This is a genomic window from Arthrobacter sp. Y3221087 (assembly GCF_059089905.1).
Map to the genome: position 1 here is coordinate 29,163 of NZ_JBNHFE010000007.1, position 22,251 is coordinate 51,413.

Below are 22,251 nucleotides of genomic sequence, written 5' to 3' on the forward strand. Positions count from 1 at the left end.
GGCAATTTTGCCATGAGGCACGGAGCTCAGGCCGACAGTTTGGCCACCAGTTCGCCGCGGCTGCCCACCCCAACCTTCCCGTAAATCGCCTTCAGGTGGTCGTGCACGGTGTACGGGGAGATGAACAGGTGCCCGGCTATGGCAGCGCTGGAGCTGCCGGACATGAGCTCCAGGCAGACCTCCTGTTCGCGGGGCGTCAGGCCGTAGGCCGAGAGCAGCAGGGTGAGCACCTGGCGGGTGGACGCGGGCTCCACGGTCACCACCATCTGCCGGGGGTCGTCGCCGGTGATCAGCCGGCTGGCCTGCAGGACCACCCAGCTGCCGCCGGCGTCCCGCATGCGGGCCCGGGCCGTGCCGGAGGGCGCGGCTTTTGCCTGTGCGACCACCGCGAACAGCACCATGCTGAACTGGCCGGGGGCGGCGTCGTCCAGGTCCTTGAGCCACGAGACCGCGGCCGGCGTCGCTGCCCGCAGCTCGCCGTGCTCACCGGCCAGGACAATCACGGGTCCGTCGGGCTGCCACAGCTGGTTGCGCACCCGGGCCGCGACCCGGGTGGCGGCGGCGAGCGCGGCGGTGACGGCAGCCAGGAATTCCACCTCGCGGTCGCTGAAGTCCCGGCCGCCTTCCCGGAACAGGCTGCCCACGCCCCAGCACGACTGGTCCACCCGGAACGTTCCGCGGAGCTCATGCACCAGGCCAATGGGACGCAGCAGGTCGTTCACCCGCACGCTGCCGGCCACTTCATGTCTGGGGGCGTCGGAGATCCGTGCCACCGGAACGGGACGCAGGGCGAGCCGGGCGAAGGTGTTGGGTTCGGTGCCCTCATATTCGGACTGGGCGAAGCGGATAGCGTACTCTTCCGTGACGGGCCAGGGCCGCCAGTTGGTCACAGAGTTCATCACCATATTTTCAGGGTCGACGCCGGCCCAGCAGGCCTGGTCGAAAGGCACCGACTGCCGCACCAGCCCGAGGGCGGCGCGGTAGAGGTCCGCCAGATCCAGTCCGCCGGCGGCAAGCACCGCGATTTCGCGGCGGGCACGCTCCGCGCGCTCCTCCCACATAGAACCAGTATCCGCCGCAGGGGACGGCCTGCAATCCCCTGTTTTGGGGATGGGACCATGCGCTGGCTGCGCCTACCCTTCGAGCATGAACGTGGTGTCCCAGGTATTCGCGGTGCTGGCTGTGGTGGTCTACGTCGGCGTGTTTCCGATAGAGAGTTTCCTGCTCTGGCGGAAACCGTGGGCGCAGAAGTTCCTGAGCACGCCGCCGGAAAACGTCCCCGCCGTGATGATGTGGGCCATCCCCACCGGCTACAGGAACCTGGTGGTCGCGCTGGGCGTGGTTGCCGGACTGGTCGCGGTGAACATCGGTGAACTGGTGGTGGGCTACACCCTGGTGGTCTACTGCTGCCTCAACATGGTGCTCACCGCGCCCACCATGCTGCTGGCGGACCTGCAGGGACACTATCCGAAGAAATGGGAGAGCGTCCCTGGAACGCTGGCCGCCACGCTGCCGGCCCTGCTCGCCCTGGTTTTCCTGCCCCTTGGGCCATAGGCGTCCGGCACCGGGCACACGCTATTGACCGCCCCGGGGGGCCGCCAGATACTTGGAGTGCCGTTGCCAATCGTGCCCGTTCAAGGTGCGCACTCCACGTTCATCCCGGCCGGATCGGTGAGGACCCGGCACTGTATCCGGCGAGGTCAGACCATGGAACAAGGCCGTTCAGAAGACCAGATCACCCAGGCACTGGAAGGGTTGCGCAGCCAGCTCAGCGGCAGCCTGCTCCAGCCCGGCGACGCCGGCTACGAGGACGCGCGCCGGGTCTGGAACGGCATGCATGACCTGCATCCCCGGGCCATCGCCCTGGCCGGTTCCGTGGCGGACATCGACCCCGTCCTGGCCGCAGCCCGCAGCACCGGACTGGTGCTGGCCGTCCGGGGCGGCGGACACAATGTGGCCGGGCACGGCAGCGTGGAGGGCGGCCTGGTCCTGGACCTGAGCAGGCTGCGTGAGGTTGCGGTGGATCCGGTTACGCGCCTGGTCACCGTGGAGCCGGGCGCAACCCTGGCGGACGTGGACAGGGCGACGGTGGAGCACGGCCTGGCGGTCCCCATCGGGGTCATCAGCGCCACGGGCATCGCCGGACTCACCCTCGGGGGCGGCGTCGGCTGGCTCACCCGGAGCAACGGGCTGGCGCTCGACAACCTGAACTCGGTGCACATCGTCACGGCCGCCGGCGACCACCTCCGCGCGAGTGAGCATGAAAACGCTGAGCTTTTCTGGGGAGTGCGCGGCGGCGGCGGCAATTTCGGCGTCGTTTCCTCCTTCACGTTCCGCGCCCGGCCGCTTCCCCAGCCCGTCCTGGGCGGGAACCTCTTCTATGCTCCCGAGCACTGGAAGGACGCCCTAGCCGGTTTCGAGGCCTGGACCCGGGACCTGCCGGACGAGATGAACCCGATTGTCAGCTTCATCGCTTTTCCACCCGAATTCGGACTGGGCGACGCCGTCTGGATGGTCATCGGGTGCGCCTGGGCGGGCACCGACCACCAGCCCGGACTGGACCTCATCGACCAGTTGCGGAAACTCGCGCCGCCGGACCAGGAGGAGGTGGGCCCGGTTTCCTGGATCGAGTGGCAAAGCGCCATGGACAGCCTCTTCCCCACCGGCTCACGCGGCTATTGGAAGAACGTCTCCTTCTCCCGGCTGGACCGGGAAGTCATCGACGTGGTGGCAGGTATTGCCTCTCAGGTGCAGTGGCGGGGCACCGGGATCGACATCCACCTCCTGGGCGGAGCCTTCAGCCGGGTGCCGGAGGAGTCCACCGCCTACCCCAACAGGTCCTCGAGGTTCCTGCTGAACGTCTACGGCTTCTGGTCCGACGCGGACGACGACGTACGCCTCACCGAGTTTGCGCGGCAGGCACACGCACGGATGCAGCCCTTCGCGGAACAGGGTGAATACCTGAACTTCCTGGGCGGCGAAACCCGCCAGGACCCGGACGCCGCACGCCTGACCTACGGTGCGGACAAGTACGGGAACCTCATCGGCCTCAAGCAGCGGTACGATCCCGGCAACCTCTTCAGCCGGAACCACAACATCCAGCCCCGCCAGCCGTCCACCACCCCCTAGTTGAGGCCCCGCGGGACGGGAAGAGCGATGGAACCCCTTGATATGTGACCATTTGGTCACCTATTATGAAGGCATGGACGACGTGTTCAAAGCACTCGCCGACCCCACCCGCCGGGACCTCCTGGATGAGCTGTTCCGGGAGGATGGCCAGACCCTGAGCGCACTTGAGGCACGGTTCGCCATGACCCGGTTCGGGATCGCCAAGCACCTCCGCCTGCTGGAGGATGCGGGCCTGGTGGTGACCCGCCGTCGGGGACGGGAAAAGCTGCACTTCCTGAACCCGGTACCCATCCGCCTGGTCCACGACCGCTGGGTGAGCAAATACGCAGAACCATGGGCCGCTGGCCTCAGCGACCTCAAATCCAGATTGGAAAGTCCCATGGAAAAGATCTTCGAGATTTACATCAAGACCACGCCCGAGCGGCTGTGGGAAGCCATTACGGACAGCGACATCCGCAGCAAGTACCAGTTCGGGAACACCATTGAGTCAGACTGGACGGCGGGCGGTCGCTTCGTGATGAACAACGTCAAGGCTGACGCACCGCTGGGTGAAGGCGAAAACCTGGAAGTGGACCCGCCCCGCCGGCTCGTCCAGACCATGCGGGCGCTGTGGGGCGAGGACGTCAAGGCCGAGGGGACCTCCAAGATCACCTGGGAGATCGAACCCGTGGGCGACTCATGCCGGCTGACCGTCACCCACAGCGACCTCCGCGAAGGCGCCAACGAGCAGCTCTACGGCGGCTGGCCGATGATCCTGTCCGGCCTGAAGACCTGGCTGGAAACGGGACAGAAGCTCACCACGCCCGGCTCGCTGATGTACACCTAGGGCTCGACGACGGCGGCGTTCCGGTACGGCAGCCGCAATCTTCGCAGGGACGCGGCGGGCTCAGGTCCGCCGCGTGCCGTCCCACCTGCGCTGGCGCAGCTTCCGGCTGGCCACCAGGGAGCCGCCCATGAACAGCACGCCCAGGACCACCGCGGCCACCCCAACGTAGAACCAGCCGCCCCGGGTGAAGATCATCAGCGCAACACCGATGATGCCCAGTCCCTTGGCGGCGATATCCAGGTACAGCTGAACCTTCGGAGAGTCCATACGTCCACGATAATCCCGGCGTGCTAGTTCCTGAGGCTTCTGTCCAGGAACGCGAGCGTCTGGGTCCATGCGTCGGCCGCAGCTTCGGCGTTGTAGGTGTACCTGTTGGTGTCATTGAAGAAGGCATGGCCCGTCTCCGGATACACCACGGTTTCAAAATCCACGCCCGCTGCCGCCATCCGCCGCTTCAGCCCGGGCAGATCCTCCATCAGGGCAGTGTCCTTCCCCCCATAGAACGCCAGGACCGGACAGGCGATGGCACCCAGCTCCGCGTCGTTGAACTCAGCGTGGCCGTAGAAGGGAACGGCCGCACGCAGCCTGGGTTCGGCTGCGGCCAGGGAAAAGGTGTAGGTCCCGCCCAGGCAGAAGCCCGTCGCGGCCACGCGGCCGGACAGTCCCGGCACACCGTCCAGGTGGTCGAAACAGATCCGGAGGCCGTCAACCGCGTGCTTGGCATATTCCGGCGAGCGCATTGGCGCCATGTGCTTCCGCATCCGGGGCTGCGCGTTGCTGCGCTGTTCGGGGTCGAACACCGCTTTTTGAAGCTCCCCGCTCAGGTCCGGCACGCCCCCGGCTCCGGACAGCAGGTCCGGCGCGACCACCAGGTAGCCTTCCGCGGCATACCGGTCCGCGACGTCCTTGATGTGGTCCACCAGGCCCCACACCTCATGCACCACCACCAGGCCGCCCTTGGGTGTTCCCGGGGGCTCAGCCACATAGGTCTGCACCGAGGTTGCGGCGTTTCCCAGAGTCATCATGTTTCCCATGGGGCCAGCATGGCACGGCGTCCAAACGCTTCCTAGGGGTGGCGCTGGGCCTCCCGCTGCCGCCACAGCAGGCTTACGCAGAACGTCACCACGCACAGGACCAGCATGGCGAGCACCATTCGCGCCCAGCTTTCCTGGTCCACCCCGCCGGCCGCGAAGACGCCGATCATCACGGTGGCGGTAATGGCGCCCACGTACCGGCACGTCTGGTAAATGCCCGCCGCCACTCCCCGCTCCTGCGGCCGGGTGGACACGAACATGCCCTGGTTGGAGGCAATCCCCACCGTCCCGTAGGGCACGCCCATGAGGGCGGTCATCACCACCACCAGCGGTATGGCCAGCGTTCCGGTCAGCAGCCACATCAGCCCGGCCGCAGCGGTCAGCAGTACGACGCCGGCAAGCAGGACGCGCCGTACCCCGAACCTTCCCATCGCCTTGACCGCCCATGGCGTGGCCGCCACGGACATCCCGGCCAGCGGCAGCATCAGCAGGCCCACAACGCCGGGATCGTAGCCGCCGGCTTCCTGCAGCAGCTGCGGCAGGCCAAAGAAGACGAAGTAGTAGACGCTGCTGAATACCGCGAACGCCAGGTACACCAGCATCAGCGGCCGGTTCCGCCCCAGCAGGCGAAGGTCCAGGAACGGCCGGTTAAAACGGAGCTCCCGCCAGGCGAAGACGGCAGCGATCACTGTTCCCGCGCCCAGCATCCACCAGCGGTAGCCGGGCAGCACATTGAGCGCGGCCATCATCACCAGCATCAGCGCGGCCACGAACGCCAGGATTCCCGGGATGTCCGAGTCCCGCAGCAGCTCGGCCACGCTGCCCCGCTCCCTGGCCTCGTCCGGCGGGGCGGCCTGCCGGACGACCAGCAGCGCGGCCAGCGCGAGCGGAACGTTGACCAGGAACAGTGCTTCCCAGCCCACCAAGCTCACCAGCAGGCCGCCGACAACGGGCCCGACGGCGGCTGCGGACGTGTTTGCCATCTGCAGCCGTCCCAGCGGGCGGGCCGGTTCCATTCCGGCGCGGTGCGCGATGGCACCCACCATCACCACGGCGCTTGGATAGGCGGTGGCTGTGCCGAGCGCCATCACCGCCCGGGCAACGCAGAGGAGGGCGAAATTCGGGGCGAACGGTGCCAGGGCACACGTGACGGCCACCAGGGCCATGCCCAGCATGAACATCCGGCGCGGTCCGAACCGGTCCGCCAGCCTCCCCATCACCGGCTGGCCCGCTGCGGAGGCGAGGTAGAAGGACGTGACCACCCAGGTGACGGCGGCGACGTCGAGCCCGAAATCGGCGCGGAGCACCACAAGCGCCACGGCGATCATGGAGGAGTTGAGGGGGTTCAGTGCCGTGCCCAGGCTGAGGCCGGCAACGGCCAGGGCAGTCCGGGGGTTGTTGCTCACGGTAAGAGTCTGGTGCAAGGTGCGGCCGGGAAGCCACTTTGGCTGCCTGGAGGCGTCCTCCCGGTCCCCGGGGCTGTTACTTCCCGGCCGGGGTCAGCGGGAACAGGGCGTCCTCCACCGCGCCGGTCAACTCCCGGATGAGCTCCGCCTGTTCCGGTTCCTCGAAGCCTTCGGGGTTCTCCGTGTAGACCACCAGCGCGAAGGTGGAACCCCGGTAGGTCAGGAGCGCTGCGTCATGGAGTTCCCCGTCCATTTCCCCGTATTTGTGCTGCACCTCGATGCCGGCGCGGGAGCCGGCGGGGATAAGGTCGTCGTTGTTGGTGTCTTCCATGTATCCGAGCAGCTCCGCCGTGTTGGCTTCGTTGAGCAGCTCCCCCGAATGCAGCTTCTTGAGGACCATGGCCATGTCTGCGGCGGTCAGCAGGTTCTGTTCAGGATCGTAGGTGACGCCGATGGAGGCCGCGTAGTCGATCAGCCGGGGGTAGCCCACGGCGTCCATCAGCAGCAGCCACGAATCGTTGTTGCTCTGGTTCACCATGGCCTCCATTTGGAAGGCGGCGTCGTAATCCCCCATCGGGTCATCAAAGCTGGCTTCCCCGGTTTCGACCAGATGGTAGAAGGCTGCCGCGGTGATCAGCTTGGCGGTGCTGGCGGCCGTGAACACGCCGGTATCACCGAACGCCAATTCGGCATCACCCGAGACGTCCGCCAGCGCGACTCCCACCCGGTAGTCGCCGGCCTCGTCGAGGAGGGACTCAACCTTGTCCTGCAGCGAGTCAGGGGCGGCAGCCACCGGCTTGACCGGGACCGGGGCGGCGGCCGTGGGCGCAGCGGTCCCGCCGAACGGCTCGGACCGGATCACGGCCAGGGCGATGGTGGCAACGATGACCAGCGCGACGGCGCACAACAGGAGCGCCGCCTTCCTCCGTCCGTGGCGGACGGGGAGAACTTCCTGTTCTACCCTGGGCTTTACTGGGTGCACCGGCATACGGGCTCCTGTCACAACTCAACGATCCGGGCATCACGCCCCAGCACGCGATGTGATGCCGATTAGATCACCAGCTGTTGGGAGCCGGCTGATAGCCCGCCGGAGTGTCGCGGCACTGGCCGGGACGCGCGTAATCACCATCGCCGCGATGCGTGTCGTGGCGCTGCTCGCTACCTGGCGCGGGCGGCCAGCGCCGTGTCCAGGAATTCAAGGTGCGCAGGCTTGACCGCCACCACGCTGCCGGCGTATTCGGGGTGCTTGGCCAGGAACTTCTTGATGAACGGGCACACCGGGACGATGCCCGTCCCGGCGGCCACCGTCTCATCCAGGGCCGCCGTGGCCAGCCGGCCGGCCAGGCCCTGTCCGCCATATTCCTCGTTGACAACTGTGTGGTAGAAAATCCGCTGCGGCGACCCGCCGCCGTCGTACGCCTTGTACGCAGCCTTCCCGATCACGTTCCCGGCGTCGAGGATCTCGAAACGTTCGCGCTCGGCGTTGTGTCGGACGGTGATGTCACTCAAGGGGATCTCCTTCGATGCGGTGCGGCCTCTGTGACAGAGTAACCCGGTCAGCTGCGTCTCTATTTCCGCACTGGGGGCCTGCACCCCGGTGACTTCCGTTCCAAAGCCTTGTAGTGTCGGCACCGGACAGCAATACCGGCACATTTCGATGGCGAGGAGCGGACCATGGCAGTCAACGACGACGAGGCACAGGTACTGGACCAGTGGAGCAACCGGCTGGCGCAGGCACTCCAGATACTGGACATGAAAGTGGACCACGAGCTGCTCCTGGACCTTGCCCGCAAGTCCGCGGATAACGTCATCCACGCGGCGGCGCCGGTCACCACGTTCCTGGTCGGCTATGCTGCCGGGCTGGACGCCGGGACGGGCAGCGCCGGAACCAGGGAGGCCTCGGCGGCTGCGGTGGAAAAGGCCGCCCGGACCGCTTTCCAGCTGTGCGAGGACGGGCACGACGGCGGTCCCGCGAGCCGCGGCTGGGCGGACACCGCACAGTAACAGGCGACATCCCCGCCTGATGGACGACTCCCCGCCAAATGCCATGGGGAAAAGTCTCTAAGACGGGGATATGTTGATCCGGTGCTGCCCGCGGCCAGCACATTAACCCCAGGCGGTGGGCTCCTCCTCCAGCACAGGCGCGGGTTCGAGCCGCACGATGACTGCTTTCGACGCCGGCGTCTGGCTTCCCTCCGCCACGCTTTCCAGCGGCACCAGCACGTTCGCCTCCGGATAATATGCCGCCGCACAGCCGCGGGCCGAGGGGTAGGAGACCACGCGGTAGTTCCGCAGCACCCGGTCCACTCCGTCGGAGTACACGCCGTGGATGTCGACGTGTTGCCCGTCGGACAGCCCCAGCTCCGTCAGGTCTACGGGGTTCACGAACACTACCTCGCGCCCCTTTTTGATGCCTCGATACCTGTCGTTGTGGCCATAAATGGTGGTGTTGAACTGGTCGTGCGAGCGCATGGTCTGCAGGATCAGGGTTCCCGGAGGCCGCTCCACGTGCTCCAGCTCGTTGACCGTGAGCATGGCCTTGCCCGTGGGCGTGTTGAACGTCCTTGAGTCGCGGGGCCCGTTGGGCAGGATGAACCCGCCTTCCTGCCGGATCTTCCGGTTGTAGTCCTCGCAGCCGTTCACCACATGGGATATGTGGTCCCGGATCAGGTCGTAGTTCTTTTCAAACCCGGCCCAGTCTGCCGAGGTCCGGTCACCCAGCGTGGCCGCGGCGAGCCGGCAGACGATGGCCACTTCGGACAGCAGCCCCGGTGCCACCGGCTCCACGGTGCCGTGCGAGGCATGGACTGCGCACACGGTGTCCTCCACGGAGACGAACTGCGGCCCGGACTCCTGCCGGTCGATCTCCGTCCGGCCCAGTGTGGGCAGGATCAGGGCCTCGGCACCCGTCACTCCATGTGAGTGGTTGAGTTTAGTGGAAATCTGGACCGAAAGCTCAGTCTTTTCCATCGCTTCTTCGGCAGCGTGAGTGTCCGAGATGGCCCCCACGAAGTTGCCGCCGAGCGCGATGAAAGCCTTGATGCCGCCGTCGCGCATTGCCCGGACGGTTTGGACGGCGTCGAGTCCGTGGTCGCGCGGCGGCTCGAAATCGAACTCCTGCCCGAGGGCGTCCAGGAAGGCGGGGGGCATCTGTTCCCAAATGCCCATGGTCCTGTCGCCCTGGACGTTGCTGTGCCCGCGGATGGGCGAGGCGCCGGCGCCCGGCTTGCCCATGTTGCCGCGGAGCAGGAGCAGGTTGATCATCTCCTTGATGGTGGCCACGCCCTTTTTCTGCTGCGTGATGCCCATGGCCCAGGTGATGATCACCCGGTCAGCTGCGATATACCGGGCTGCCAATTCCTCGATCTCTTCCAGGCGGAGCCCGGTGGCTTCCAGTACCGTGGCGTCGTCCAGCCGGGCAAGGTGGGCCCGCAGCTCCGCCAGCCCGTCGCAGTGTTCTTCGAGGAATTTGTGGTCCAGCACCGTCCCGGGATGGGCGTCTTCGGCCTCGAGCACTCGCTTGGAAATGGCCTGCAGCAGCGCCATGTCGCCCCCGATCCGCACCTGCAGGAACTGGTCCGCCAGGTCCGTGCCGTGCCCGATGATGCCCTTCACCTTCTGCGGGTTCTTGTACCGCATCAGGCCGGCCTCCGGCAGCGGATTGACCGCCACGATCTTGCAGCCGGCTTCCTTGGCTTCCTCCAGGGCGGTGAGCATCCGCGGATGGTTGGTGCCGGGGTTCTGCCCCATGACGATGATGAGGTCCGCCTTGGCGAAGTCGTCGTAGGACACCGTTGCCTTGCCCACGCCGATAGTCTGGCCCATGCCCCAGCCGGAGGACTCGTGGCACATGTTGGAGCAGTCCGGCAGGTTGTTGGTGCCGTAGGCGCGGATGAACAGCTGGTAGAGGAAGGCGGCCTCGTTGGAGGTCCGGCCGCTGGTGTAGAACGCAGCCTGGTTGGGGTCAGGGAGCGATTTCAGCTTGTCGGCGATGATGCTGAACGCCTGGTCCCAGCTGACCGGCCGGTAGTGGTCATCCCCCGCCGGTTTGTACACCGGCTCGGTGAGGCGGCCCTGCATGCCCAGCCAGTATTCCGAGCGTTCCCGCAGCTCGCTGACCGGATGCTCTGCCCAGAACTCCGAACCGATGACCACCGGCGTTGCCTCCCAGGTCACCGCCTTGGCCCCGTTCTCGCAGAACTCGAACGTCTTGCGGTGGCCCGGGTCCGGCCAGGCGCAGCTCATGCAGTCGAACCCGTCCTTCTGGTTCAGCGCCAGCAGGGTTTTCCGCGACCGCTCCACGCCCATGTGCTTGAGCGCCGGTTGCATGGAGTAGTAGACGCCGGGCACCCCGGCAGCCCAGGTTTTGGGGTGGCCGGTCACTTCGAGTTCAGACTCGTCGGCTTCTTCGACCTTTGGGTTCTTGCGCGTCACGCTGCACACTCCTCGGCTGATTCCTGGTCCCCATTGCCTTCGGCATCCGCCTGCGGACCAGCTTCCTCCACAGTTGTTCAGCAGGTCTTGGAAGTCAAGGGATGGACGACGGCGGCCCGCGGCTGGCGTAGGCTGGTTCCCACGGCTGAAGCAAGCGGCCGCGGGACCCACTGCGCGGAGCTGCCTTTCATGTCCGACGATTCTGCCCTCGCCGCCCTCGCGGCGTCTTCGTTCTCCCTGCCCGGGCTGCGGGACGGCCAGCTGGCCGGTATCAGCGCCCTGGCTGCGGGCCGCGACGTCCTGGCCGTGATGCCCACCGGATACGGGAAGTCCGCCATCTACCAGGTGGCAGCGCAGCACCTGCACCACACGACGGGACGTCCCGCCGTGGTGGTGTCACCCCTGATCGCACTGCAGGAGGACCAGCAGGATGGCCTGGCCGATGACCTGGGCGCCGGGGCCGCCGTCGCCATCAATTCCTCGCACAGCGATTCCGAGGTGGCAGCCGCCTGGCAGGCTGTCGAGTCAGGGGAAGCCACCTTCGTGTTCCTCGCCCCCGAGCAGCTGGCCAAGGGGGAGACGGTGGACCGCCTGGCCGCCCTGGACATCTCCCTGTTCGTGGTGGACGAGGCACACTGCGTTTCCTCCTGGGGCCACGACTTCCGCCCCGATTACCTTGGCCTTGGCAGCGTCCGTGAACGGCTGGGCAGCCCGCCCGTGGCGGCACTCACTGCCACCGCGGCTCCGCCCGTCCGTGACGAGATTGTGGCCCGGCTGGAAATGCGGGACCCGCTGGTGCTGGTGCACGGTTTTGACCGGCCCAACATTTCCCTGGACGTGGTCCGGCACCAGGAGGACAAGGGCAAGCGGAAGGCCGTGCTGGAGCAAGTCGCCGGGTTCGCAAGGGACGGGCAGGGGCTGCTCTACGCCGCCACCCGGAAGGACACCGAGAAGTACGCTGCCAAGCTTGCCGGGCTGGGGCTGCGCAGCGAGGCGTACCACGCGGGCAGGACGGCCGCGGACCGGGAGCGGATCCACGAGCAGTTCCTCCAAGACGGGCTGGATGTTGTGGTGGCCACCACCGCCTTCGGGATGGGCATCGATAAAGCGAACGTCCGGTTTGTGGTCCACGCGGACATTCCGGAGGCACTGGATGCCTTCTACCAGGAGATCGGCCGGGCCGGGCGGGACGGGGAGCCTGCCGAAGCCGTGCTGCATTACCGGTCGGAGGACCTGGGACTGCGGAAGTTCTTCACCACCAGCTCCCCTGACCCTGAACGGCTCATGGCGGTGCTGAACGTCCTCAAGGCCGCGCACGCGCCCACGCCGAAGTCATCCCTTGCCGAGCTGACCGGGTTTCCCGCCCGCCGGGTCACCGGGCTGCTCAACCAGCTCGAGGAGGCGGGCGCCGTCACCATCGGCAAGCGGGGCGTCCGGCTGGACTCCAAAGCCAAGCTGCCCGCCCTGGTGGACCGCGCGGTCGAACTCGCCGAGGCCCGGCAGCGGGTGGAGCAGTCCCGCCTCACCATGATGCGCGCCTATGCGGAGACGGACGGCTGCCGGCGGCAGTTCCTGCTGGGCTACTTCGGTGAGGACCTGCCCGAGCCCTGCGGGAACTGCGATGGCTGCACCGCGGCGGCCGGCCGGCAGGAGGCGGCGGAAGCTGCGCACGACGGCGGCGGACCGGACAGGAAGGCACAGGCAGGCAAAAAGGACGCGCCAAAGAAGAAGGGCCCGTCAGGGAAGAAGGCGCAGGCAGCCAAAAAGCCGGGCGCGAAGAAGCACGCCGATGATCCCTTCCCGCTCCAGTCCACCGTGGTGCACAAGGAATGGGGACCCGGCCTGGTCATGCGGCACGAGGATGACGTCATCACCGTCCTGTTCGAACAGGAGGGGTACAAGACCTTGTCGCGTTCCGCCGTCGTAAAGCATGAACTGCTCAAGCCCGCGTAGGCTTGAAAGAGACTGACGACGAAAGGCCTGCCGCGTGGAAATACCCTCCATAGTCTGGATCCTGACCATCGCAGGAATCGTTGGCCTGCTGGCCTTCGACTTCTTCTTCCATGTGCGGAAGGCCCACACGCCATCCCTCAAGGAAGCCGCCGTCTGGTCCGCCATCTATGTGGGCATCGCGGTGCTTTTCGGGCTCGGTGTGCTCATCCTCGGCGGCACCACCATGGGCGCGGAGTATTTCGCGGGGTACATCACCGAGAAGGCGCTGTCCGTTGACAACCTCTTCGTGTTCCTCATCATCATGGCCAGCTTCCGGGTGCCGCGCGCCGACCAGCAGAAGGTGCTGCTGTTCGGCATTGTCTTCTCGCTGATCGCCCGCACGGGCTTCATTTTCCTGGGTGCGGCGCTGATCAACAGCTTCTCCTGGGTCTTCTACATCTTCGGCCTCATCCTGCTGATCACGGCCGGCAACCTGCTCCGGCCCAACGCCCACGACGACGAGTCCGAAGGCCTGGTGGTCCGGCTCGCCAAGAAGTACCTCCCGGCGTCGGCCCATTACGACGGCGACAAGCTCTTCACGATGGAGAATGGCAAACGGGTCCTCACCCCAATGCTGCTGGTGATGGTGGCGATTGGCGGCACGGACATCCTGTTCGCCCTGGATTCCATTCCGGCTATCTTCGGCCTGACCCAGAACGTGTTTATCGTGTTCACCGCAACGGCCTTCTCCCTGATGGGCCTGCGGCAGCTGTTCTTCCTGATCGACGGGCTGCTGGACCGGCTGATCTTCCTCTCATACGGCCTTGCCGCCATCCTGGGCTTCATCGGCGTCAAGCTGATCCTGCACGCCCTCCACGAAAACACGCTGCCGTTCGTCAATGACGGCGAGCACGTGAACGTGGTGGAGGTGAGCACCGGAGTTTCCCTGTCCGTCATCCTGGGGGTCCTGGTGGTCACGGTGGTGGCCTCCATCTTCAGCCCCAAGGGCAAGGCCAAGAATGCCGTCTCCGGCGCCAAGCGGCATGCCGTGGAGTACCTCGACCTCAACTACGAGACGGACATGGTGGAACGGGACAAGCTCTTCGCGAAGATGTGCCGCGAGGAGGACCAGATCCGCAAGCTTCCGGAGAAGTACAAGCGGCTGATCCGGAACGAGACCGAGTTCCTGGAGCTGCTCCGGAACGCCCACGACGAGCACGACAAGGCCCAGGTCCGGGCGGACGCCAAGGGCTGACCGCTTAATTGTCGGGCCCTCTTGCTACGTTTGGTGCAGGTGCAAACCAGGGCCCCAGGAACCGTCCTCCGGCCCGGCTGTCAATGGGGAGGCCCCGTGTTTCTGCTCGAAGCTGCCAGCGCTGGCGCGGCTCCGGACCTGGTGTTTTCCGCCAGCGACCTGGTGGCCGCGAGCGAGTGTGAGTACCGCGCGCTCCGCATCCTGGACGAAAAGCTGGGCCGCGCCCCGAAGGCGGAATTCCCGGCAGATGAGATGCGCGTGCGGGCCGGCGAACTGGGTGACCGGCATGAGCAGGCGGTCCTGGCCAGCCTGATCCGGAAGTACGGTGAGTGGGACGCCAGCCGGGGCGCCGGGGTCTACTCCCTGGAACGCGGGGAAAACCTGCGCGGCGAACTGCAGGCCAAGCATGCGGAGACCGAGTTGGCACTCCGGTCCGGTGCCGACGTTGTCTTCCAGGCCACGTTCTTCGACGGCGAGTTCCTCGGCTATGCCGACTTCCTGGTGAACGAGGCCGCAGGTACCGGGAACCCGGGGCGCTACGAAGTCTGGGACACTAAGCTCGCCCGGCATGCCAAGGTGGGCGCCCTGCTGCAGCTCGCCGCCTACGGGGACCAGCTCATCGGAATGGGACTGGATCCCTCCCCCGTCGTCACGCTGGTGCTGGGCACCAGGGTGGGTGAGGACTGGCTTCGCAGCAGCCATTCCCTCCCTGACCTGCTCCCCGTTTTCCGGGAACGACGCCGGCGCTTCCGCCAGCTGACTGCCGCCCACCGGGGAGCCGGGCTCCCCGTCGAGTGGCAGCAGCCCGGCGTTGTGCACTGCGGGCGGTGCGATTACTGCGCCGAGCAGGTGCAGGTTCACCGGGACCTGCTGATGGTTGCCGGGATGTCAGTGGTGCGGCGCCGGAAGCTCCACGCCGAGGGCATCACCACCATCGACCAGCTCGCCGCCATGCCGGTGGATGGAGCCTCTGATTCCGTGGCAAGACTGCGGTCGCAGGCCCGCATGCAGCTGGGACTGGACCGGGTTGACGGGTCGCGGACTTTCACCAAGGACGGGCATCAGCACACCGTCTCCTACACGGTCCTGCCGGACAACACCATCAATTCGCTGCCCGCCCCCAGCCCGGGCGACATCTTCTTCGACTTTGAGGGTGACCCCCTGTGGCAGGACCCGGCCACCGGCGTGTGGGGCATCGAATACCTCTTCGGCGTCATCGAGGCCCCCGAGCCCGGTCCTGCCCGGGACCCCGTCTTCCGTCCGTTCTGGGCCCATTCCCGGTCCGGGGAACGGCGTGCCTTCCTCGATTTCCTTGACTACGTGGAGGAACGCCGGGCCCGCTACCCGGACATGCATGTCTACCACTACGCCTCCTACGAGAAGACGGCCCTGCGGAACCTTTCCCTGGCCCACCAGGCCGGCGAAGAAACGGTGGACGACTGGCTCCGGCAGGGCCTCCTCGTGGACCTCTACGCCACGGTCCGGCATTCGCTGCGGATCTCCGAGGCGTCGTACTCCATCAAGAAGCTGGAACCGCTGTACATGGGCAATAACCTGCGCTCCGGCGACGTCAAGGATGCCGGCGCATCCGTCGTCGCCTACGCGGCCTACTGCGCGGCCAGGGATGCCGGCCACCAGGAGGAGGCCGGCAGGATCCTTGCCTCCATTTCCGACTACAACCAGTACGACTGCCTGTCCACTCTCCGGCTGCGGGACTGGCTCCTGGAGATCAGGGACCGGGCGCGGGACGAAGTCCAGGCAGCCGGTGCCGAGGCCGTGGAAGCCCGGCCGGGAACCGCAACCGCGCAGCGCAGTGGCGGGCGGGAACGCCACGACACGGTGGACGAGGCACCCGAGGAGGCCGCGCTCCGCGAGTACCTGGCGGGCCTGCCGGACAACCGGCCCTGGACCGAGGACGAACGGGCCGTAGCCATGGTGGCAGCGGCCACTGGATACCACCGCCGCGAGCGCAAGCAGTTCTGGTGGCAGCACTTCGACCGGGTGGAGGCACCGCTGGAAAACTGGTCGGAGCAGCGGAACGTGTTCGTGGTGCAGTCCGCCGAAGTGTCAGCGGACTGGGCGCTGGCCAAGCCCCGCGAGCGGATGCGCACCCGGGTTCTGCGGCTGCGCGGCACCATGACGGAAGGCTCGGATTTCCGCGCGGATTCCACCTGGTGCCGGCTCTATGACGCTCCCCCGCCGGACGGGATGGCGGCGCCGGGTGCCGCTCCCGGGGCCAGGGCCTTCACATTTGGCACCATGATCAGTGAACTCTCCCCTGCGCCGGACAACCCGGAACATACCCTGATCACCATCGCGGAGCGCGAATCGGGCAAGGTGGCAGCCTACCCGCACCTCCCCGTGGCTCTGACCGAGGACCAGCCACTTGCCACGGCCAGCATCGAGGCAGCCATCGCGGAGATTGCCCGTGCCGTGGGATCGTCCCTCCCGTCCCTGCCCGCCCAGCCGGGGCTGGACATCCTGCGGAAGCAGCGGCCACGGTTCCGTTCGTTGCCCGGCCCGGTGGAAGTCCGGCAGGCCCCGGACGGTTCTGCCGGTTATGCCGCCGCCATCACGGCATCGCTGCGGGACCTCGACAGGTCCTACCTTGCCGTCCAGGGACCTCCCGGCACGGGCAAGACCTTCGTCGGCGCCCACGTGATCGGCCAGCTTGTGGCCGAGGGCTGGAAGGTGGGTGTGGTGGCGCAGTCCCACAACGTGGTGGAAAACCTGCTGTGCAGGGCCGTCGAGGTTGGCGGCGTCGACCCCGCGGTGGTGGGCAAGAAGCTGGCCGCACCGCATGAGGTGCCGTGGACCCTAACGTCCGACGGCGACGTGGCACGCCTGCTTTCAGCGCCCGGCGGGTGCCTGGTCGGCGGAACAGCGTGGACCATGACAGGGAAGGAAGTTCCCGCGGGGTCCTTGGACCTGCTGGTGATTGACGAGGCAGGGCAGTTCTCGCTGGCCAACACCCTCGCCGTTTCCCGTGCCGCCACCCGGCTGCTCCTGCTGGGGGACCCCCAGCAGCTGCCGCAGGTGACTCAGGGCGCGCATCCTGAGCCCGTGGACGAGTCCGCCCTGGGGTGGCTCGCCGCCGGCCACGCAACCCTGCCAGCGTGGTTGGGCTACTTCCTGGCGGACAGCTGGCGGATGCACCCCGATCTGTGCCGGGCGGTGTCGCAGCTCAGCTACGAGGGGAAACTCCAGTCGGCTCCGGCGGCGTCGCTGCGCGAACTCGAGGGTCTTCCGCCCGGCGTCGAGACCGTGTTTGCGGACCACACCGGCAACGCGACCAGCTCCAGGGAGGAAGCAGCCGAGGTGGTCCGCCAGGCACAACGCCATCTTGGTCTGAAATGGACCGCGGGTGCAGAGAGCGAAGCGCGGCCGCTGGACCAGCAGGACCTCCTCGTGGTCGCTGCCTACAACGCACAGGTCCACCTGGTCCGGAAATATCTGGAAGAGGCCGGCCTGCCCGGGGTCCGCGTCGGAACGGTGGACAAATTCCAGGGCCAGGAGGCGCCCGTGGTACTTGTCTCGATGGCGTGCAGTGCTGTGGCGGAGGCTCCACGTGGCGCAGAGTTCCTGCTCAACCGGAACCGGATCAACGTAGCCGTATCCCGCGGCCAGTGGCGGGCGGTTATCATCCGCTCCCCCGAGCTCACCAGCTATATGCCGCACCGGCCCGCAGCGCTCGAGGAACTAGGCGCCTTCATCGGCCTCAGCCCGCGCGCTGATTAACGGCGGGGCACGCCTGGGCCAGGCGGCAGTCAGCGTGCCCGGAAGCTCTGGAAGCCTCCCTCGGCCGCAGTGAGGGATTCCTCGACACGTTCCACCCTGCCCGGGGTCCGGTCGGATTTCAGCCAGTCGAGGAGTGCATGGACCTGCTCCTCAGGGCCCTCCGCGACTACGGCAACCGAGCCGTCGCTGACGTTTCGCACCTCGCCGGTCAGGCCCAGTTCCTCGGCCTTGCCCATCGTCCAGAAACGGAAGCCAACCCCTTGCACAACGCCGAACACGCGTGCACTCAGCCGCACCGTGCCCGTCGAGGAACCACCCGGTGCTGAACCCGCTGGTGAACCGTCGTGGCCGGCCATGGGTAGACCTCCTCAGGATCGCCGCCCTGCCCCCAACTGGGTAGCAGTAAGTGTCGTTATGGGCGTTCAAAACGACATTTGCTGCGACCCAGTTGGGCTGGGCGGACCGCTTAGTTGATGGTGATGTCGCGGGTGGCGTGGTTGTAGCGGATGGTGACCGTGCCACCGGGGTGGTGCAGTTCATGGTTGGGGCCGTCGAACGTGCCAAACGCGCCGTAGTTCTCGTCCCATGAGCGGTTCAGGGCGATCTTGAAGGTGTAGTGGCCGGCCGGCAACTCGGCGCTCTTCTTCCACAGCTGGTCCAGGAAGTCGAATTCCATCTGGGCCTCATCGTACTGGGGGGCCCAGTTTTCCGGTGCGCCCAGGATGGTGTTGAAGTCACCGGCAAGGGCCACGGCTTCGGGCTGCGGGTGCGTCTCAACGTCCGGTCCCTCGAACGCCTCGGCGGCAACAGAACCGGCGGCAACAGGCTGCTTGGCCGGCGTCTTGCCCTTGACTGCCTTCACTACAGGCTCAACGGCTTCTTCAAGTGCCTTCGCCGCCTTGCCCACAACGGCTGCTGCCTTCTTGGCCGGCGTCTTCCTGGCAGCGGTCTTCTTGGCCGGGGCTTCCTTGGCCACAGACTCAACGGGAGCCGCGGCCACCTTCCGGACAAAACCATCGGGAGCGGTGGGAACCGGGGTGTCGGCAGGAACGGGCGTGCCGGCGTCGAGCGCGGTGGCGAACGAAACAGCATCGGGGTAGGCCACGGTGGCACGCATGCCGTCCTCGGTGATGGTCCAGCCGGAGCGGCCCTTCACCAGCCAGCCGGCCTTGACCAGCTTGGCGGTGGCGGTGGTGAGCGTCTTGTGGCCGCGGGGAATACCGCCGCTGAGCAGTTCGGCTTCGTGCTCGTTGAACGGCACGCGCGCAGTCGCCTCGGCGAGGACCTGGCCCGCGTTCAGTGCATCGCCTGACCACACGCCTTCGGTCAGGACATCCAGGACGGTCTTGAGTCGAAGGAAAGTGTTTTCTGCGGTGGACTTGGCCATGATTCCCCTTTTATAAAAGCGATCGGTCATAGGCATCTTGCCAACTGCCCGTAAAATCGCGCGACTTTAATTGGTTAACTCTGCGTGTCGTGACCGACTATGAAGCGGATCCCGCATCAAAGTGAGGCGAAGGTCTCGGGTAAGGGCTGTTGCATAACCCTCATAGCGCCGGCATGGGTGCCGCCTTGCAGTCCCCGGACACGCCTGCGGCACCCAGTTTAGCCGCACTGCCATGCAGTTGTTGCCTGGGACACAGCAGCGTCAGGGCGTGGCTTCCCCGCCGTTCAGTTCCTCCAGCAGTTCGGCCTTCCGCTCGTCGGATGCGAAGGACGAATGGATGGAGTTCGCGGCCAGGCGGGCCTTGTCAAAGTCGGAGAGATCGAAGACTGCCTTTAGCTGGGCAAAGTTGTCGTCCACGTAGCCGCCGAAGTATGCGGGATCGTCAGAATTGACCGAGACGTTCAGCCCCGCGGCGAGCATGGCCGGCAGCGGGTGGTCGGCGAGGGTGTCCACGGCACGGAGCCGGACGTTGGACAGCGGGCAGACCGTAAGCGGAGTCCGCGCATCCACCAGGCGCTCCACCAGGTCGGGATCCTCCATGCAGCGGATGCCGTGGTCGATGCGCTCCACGCCCAGGACGTCCAGGGCTTCGATGATGTACGACGCCGGCCCCTCCTCGCCTGCGTGCGCGGTCAGCCGGAGGCCTGCTTCGCGGGCCTTGGCATAGAGACGTTCGAATTTGGCAGGAGGATTGCCCACCTCGGCGGAGTCCAGGCCGATGGCCCCGATGGGCGCCTCCATGGCGAGCAGTCCGTCCAGGACCTCCAGCGCCGAGTCCTCGGGGAGGTCGCGCAGGAAGGCGGCGATCAGCATGGTGGAGATGCCGAAGTCCTCCTGGGAAGTGGCCAGCACCGATGCCACCCCGTTGACGCAGGTCTCCAGGGGAATGCCGCGTGAGAGGTGCGCCTGCGGGTCCATCATGATCTCGGCGTGCCGGACGCCGGCCGCAGCTGCGCGCTCAAGGTAGGCGTGGGTCAACGCCGCAAAGTCCTCTTCGGTCTGCAGCACGGCCATGTTGGCGTAGTACAGGTCCAGGAAGGATTGCAGGTCACTGAACTCGTACTTTTCCCGCAGCTCGTCCAGCCCAGAGTACGGCAGCGTGATGCCGTTGCGTTCGGCCAGGGCGAAGATCAGCTCCGGCTGCAATGTTCCCTCGATATGCAGATGCAGTTCGGCCACCGGGAGGACCCGGGCCGGGGCGCCGCCTTCTGATACGTCAGCTTCAATTCCGGGCGCGGCGGTGCCGCCGGCAATGTTATCCATCCGGTCAGGATAGTGCCCCGGCAAAATTTCGCCCACCGGCGGATCACCGGCAGTGCGACACTCCCGGCAAGATCTCGATTTGATAACCCTCCGGCCATGTCCTAGCGTGAAATGCATACCCGCCCAGCGGGTGCATGAATGCCCGGTGCTGCCTCCACCAGAACTGCCCAGCGGCAGCCACCGAAGTTGACCTCTATTTGTCAGGGGCGGGCAGTGGCGCGACGATCTCCGGGGACGGAACCAGCGCCGGTGGCCTTCAGGAGCATCACCACATGAAGAACACTACCTTCCGTACTGTCGCGCGCCGTGGAGCCACCGTGGCAGCTATTTCCGCCGCAGGCCTGGCACTCTCCGCCACGGCAGCCAACGCGACCACCAGCACTTCCACGTGGGACGCTTTGGCTCAGTGTGAAAGCGGCGGCAATTGGGCCACCGATACCGGAAACGGCTACTCGGGCGGCCTGCAGTTCAGCCCCAGCACCTGGTCAGCATACGGCGGAACCGGCTCACCGGCGGACGCCAGCCGCGAGCAGCAGATCGCCGTTGCGGAACAGGTCCAGGCCTCCCAGGGCTGGGGCGCCTGGCCCTCCTGTTCGGCGCAGCTCGGCCTGAGCGGCGGCGCCACCGGGACCGCACCGGTCCAGCAGGCACCAATCCAGCAGGCACCGGTGCAGCAGATGCCGGTCCAAACCGCCCACGTCCAGGCCGCTCCGGCAACCCAGGTTCCTGCCGCCAAGCACGTAACAGCGGTGGCGCTCAGCGGAGAAACCTACACGCTGCAGGCCGGGGACACCCTGAGCATCGTGGCGGACAAGCTGGGCATCCAGGGCGGCTGGCAGCAGCTGGCGGACGCAAACCTGGACACCATCTCGGACCCGAACCTTGTCTTTGAAGGACAGGTCCTCCAGCTTCCCGCATAGAAAGCTGCCCGGCAGCCCATAGCTGCCCCAGCCCTTCGGGCTTCCCAATCAGGTCGGCGATAGACAAATTCCGTTGACCACAAAGACGACGCCGGCACGCCCCCACGAGGGGAGTGCCGGCGTCGTTCCCTTAATCCAGCAGCGCTTAGCTGGCTGGCAGCTCGCGGACGATCCGCACCTTCCAGGCGGAGTCATCGCTCGTGTCCAGCAGGGCGACTGTGCCATGGGCCAGGTTCAGCGCCACCCGCTTGACGGCGAGCAACTCCAGGTAAAGGTGCTCGTTCATCCGGCTGGGGGTATCGATCATGTACTTCACGGCGTCCCGGACCTTGCGGTAGTTGGCGCTGCGTTCCCGGTGCATGTGCAGTTCCAGGGCCGACTTCTGCTTGATTCGCGGTTCGTGCCGGTTCAGCAGGGTGACGGCGGTGTGGACACCCACGACGAGGGCCAGCGAAACCGCATAGATCCACCAGCCGCTGGAGAGCAGGAACAGCGGCAGGTTGCCGATGGCCACAATGGCGATCACCACGCGGAGCGCTGCGATGCGGCGCATGGTTTTGGCCACTGCGGCAATGCCGTCGCGGAAGCGGTGCTGCTCCTTGCGCGCGGCGTGGGGATCGATGGTGAACTCATCGAGGACCAGGATGCCCTTTGCTTCCGGAGCCAGCATCTGCCCGAAACGGGGCAGGCTGGGGGAGGCGTGTGCGGGGGTCTTTTCAGGTGTTAGTGTCATGAGGGAGCTTCCAAAACGCGGGGGTGGTTGCGGAGATCTTAGTGGTTTCAACCTGCGCCCGTATGCATGCGTCCACTATTTGGACACCCGCAAGGCTCCCGCTGTGGCCGGCGGCACTGCAATTGGAACATCCG

The 22,251-nt window shown here is 66.5% G+C and carries 19 protein-coding genes; 8 read left to right on the forward strand and 11 right to left on the reverse strand.

Features of this window, described 5'->3' with window-relative positions; translation table 11 throughout:
• Positions 1-26: 26 nt before the first annotated feature.
• Positions 27-1,061: a helix-turn-helix transcriptional regulator gene (locus AC5RUO_RS16975; protein ID WP_494011620.1), complete on the reverse strand. Its 1,035-nt coding sequence runs from the start codon at positions 1,059-1,061 to the stop codon at positions 27-29.
• Between the two features lie 85 nt (positions 1,062-1,146).
• On the opposite strand from AC5RUO_RS16975, the gene AC5RUO_RS16980 reads away from it, so the two are divergent.
• The 3 genes from AC5RUO_RS16980 (at position 1,147) to AC5RUO_RS16990 (ending at position 3,955) form a co-directional block, all read left to right on the forward strand.
• The gene (locus AC5RUO_RS16980; RefSeq protein WP_494011621.1) at positions 1,147-1,554 is read left to right on the forward strand and encodes a DUF1304 family protein; all 408 of its coding nucleotides are present in this window, start codon (positions 1,147-1,149) and stop codon (positions 1,552-1,554) included.
• Positions 1,555-1,707: 153 nt separating this feature from the next.
• A complete protein-coding gene (locus tag AC5RUO_RS16985; RefSeq protein WP_494011622.1) occupies positions 1,708-3,129 on the forward strand; it encodes an FAD-binding oxidoreductase in 1,422 nt (473 codons plus the stop codon).
• Between the two features lie 73 nt (positions 3,130-3,202).
• A complete protein-coding gene (locus AC5RUO_RS16990; RefSeq protein ID WP_494011623.1) occupies positions 3,203-3,955 on the forward strand; it encodes an ArsR/SmtB family transcription factor in 753 nt (250 codons plus the stop codon).
• A gap of 60 nt (positions 3,956-4,015) precedes the next feature.
• On the opposite strand, the gene AC5RUO_RS16995 is transcribed toward AC5RUO_RS16990, so the two are convergent.
• The 5 genes from AC5RUO_RS16995 to AC5RUO_RS17015 form a co-directional block, all read right to left on the reverse strand.
• Positions 4,016-4,222: a hypothetical protein gene (locus tag AC5RUO_RS16995; protein WP_494011624.1), complete on the reverse strand. Its 207-nt coding sequence runs from the start codon at positions 4,220-4,222 to the stop codon at positions 4,016-4,018.
• Between the two features lie 23 nt (positions 4,223-4,245).
• Positions 4,246-4,989, reverse strand: a complete 744-nt coding sequence (locus AC5RUO_RS17000) for a dienelactone hydrolase family protein (RefSeq protein ID WP_494104121.1) — start codon at positions 4,987-4,989, stop codon at positions 4,246-4,248.
• Positions 4,990-5,021: 32 nt separating this feature from the next.
• A complete protein-coding gene (locus tag AC5RUO_RS17005; protein WP_494011626.1) occupies positions 5,022-6,395 on the reverse strand; it encodes an MFS transporter in 1,374 nt (457 codons plus the stop codon).
• A gap of 76 nt (positions 6,396-6,471) precedes the next feature.
• Positions 6,472-7,383, reverse strand: a complete 912-nt coding sequence (locus AC5RUO_RS17010) for a serine hydrolase (protein WP_494011627.1) — start codon at positions 7,381-7,383, stop codon at positions 6,472-6,474.
• A 170-nt stretch (positions 7,384-7,553) separates the two neighbouring features.
• On the reverse strand, positions 7,554-7,904 hold the full coding sequence (locus AC5RUO_RS17015; protein ID WP_494011628.1) for a GNAT family N-acetyltransferase: 351 nt from the start codon (positions 7,902-7,904) through the stop codon (positions 7,554-7,556).
• A 165-nt stretch (positions 7,905-8,069) separates the two neighbouring features.
• Between AC5RUO_RS17015 and AC5RUO_RS17020 the strand changes: the two genes are divergently transcribed.
• Entirely contained in the window at positions 8,070-8,399 is a 330-nt protein-coding gene (locus AC5RUO_RS17020) for a DUF6457 domain-containing protein (protein ID WP_494011629.1), read from the forward strand.
• A 102-nt stretch (positions 8,400-8,501) separates the two neighbouring features.
• Here the strand turns inward: AC5RUO_RS17020 and AC5RUO_RS17025 are convergent, their stop codons facing one another.
• Positions 8,502-10,829, reverse strand: a complete 2,328-nt coding sequence (locus AC5RUO_RS17025; protein WP_494011630.1) for an FdhF/YdeP family oxidoreductase — start codon at positions 10,827-10,829, stop codon at positions 8,502-8,504.
• Positions 10,830-11,018: 189 nt separating this feature from the next.
• Between AC5RUO_RS17025 and AC5RUO_RS17030 the strand changes: the two genes are divergently transcribed.
• From AC5RUO_RS17030 to AC5RUO_RS17040, 3 genes are all read left to right on the forward strand, one after another.
• Positions 11,019-12,782, forward strand: coding sequence for a RecQ family ATP-dependent DNA helicase (locus AC5RUO_RS17030; RefSeq protein ID WP_494011631.1), 1,764 nt, complete (start codon positions 11,019-11,021; stop codon positions 12,780-12,782).
• A 34-nt stretch (positions 12,783-12,816) separates the two neighbouring features.
• Positions 12,817-14,016, forward strand: a complete 1,200-nt coding sequence (locus tag AC5RUO_RS17035; RefSeq protein ID WP_494011632.1) for a TerC family protein — start codon at positions 12,817-12,819, stop codon at positions 14,014-14,016.
• Between the two features lie 96 nt (positions 14,017-14,112).
• Positions 14,113-17,754, forward strand: coding sequence for a TM0106 family RecB-like putative nuclease (locus AC5RUO_RS17040; RefSeq protein WP_494104122.1), 3,642 nt, complete (start codon positions 14,113-14,115; stop codon positions 17,752-17,754).
• 29 nt (positions 17,755-17,783) lie between these two features.
• On the opposite strand, the gene AC5RUO_RS17045 is transcribed toward AC5RUO_RS17040, so the two are convergent.
• The 3 genes from AC5RUO_RS17045 to AC5RUO_RS17055 all read right to left on the reverse strand — a co-directional run bounded on the left by AC5RUO_RS17045 (position 17,784) and on the right by AC5RUO_RS17055 (position 20,464).
• Positions 17,784-18,110: an acylphosphatase gene (locus tag AC5RUO_RS17045; protein ID WP_494011634.1), complete on the reverse strand. Its 327-nt coding sequence runs from the start codon at positions 18,108-18,110 to the stop codon at positions 17,784-17,786.
• Positions 18,111-18,220: 110 nt separating this feature from the next.
• Complete coding sequence (locus AC5RUO_RS17050) at positions 18,221-19,141, reverse strand: pullulanase X25 domain-containing protein (protein WP_494104123.1); 921 nt, start codon at positions 19,139-19,141, stop codon at positions 18,221-18,223.
• 261 nt (positions 19,142-19,402) lie between these two features.
• Entirely contained in the window at positions 19,403-20,464 is a 1,062-nt protein-coding gene (locus AC5RUO_RS17055; protein ID WP_494104124.1) for an adenosine deaminase, read from the reverse strand.
• A 272-nt stretch (positions 20,465-20,736) separates the two neighbouring features.
• Between AC5RUO_RS17055 and AC5RUO_RS17060 the strand changes: the two genes are divergently transcribed.
• Positions 20,737-21,384: a transglycosylase family protein gene (locus AC5RUO_RS17060; protein ID WP_494104125.1), complete on the forward strand. Its 648-nt coding sequence runs from the start codon at positions 20,737-20,739 to the stop codon at positions 21,382-21,384.
• 145 nt (positions 21,385-21,529) lie between these two features.
• On the opposite strand, the gene AC5RUO_RS17065 is transcribed toward AC5RUO_RS17060, so the two are convergent.
• Positions 21,530-22,117, reverse strand: a complete 588-nt coding sequence (locus AC5RUO_RS17065) for a hypothetical protein (RefSeq protein WP_494104126.1) — start codon at positions 22,115-22,117, stop codon at positions 21,530-21,532.
• Between the last annotated feature and the right edge of the window lie 134 nt (positions 22,118-22,251).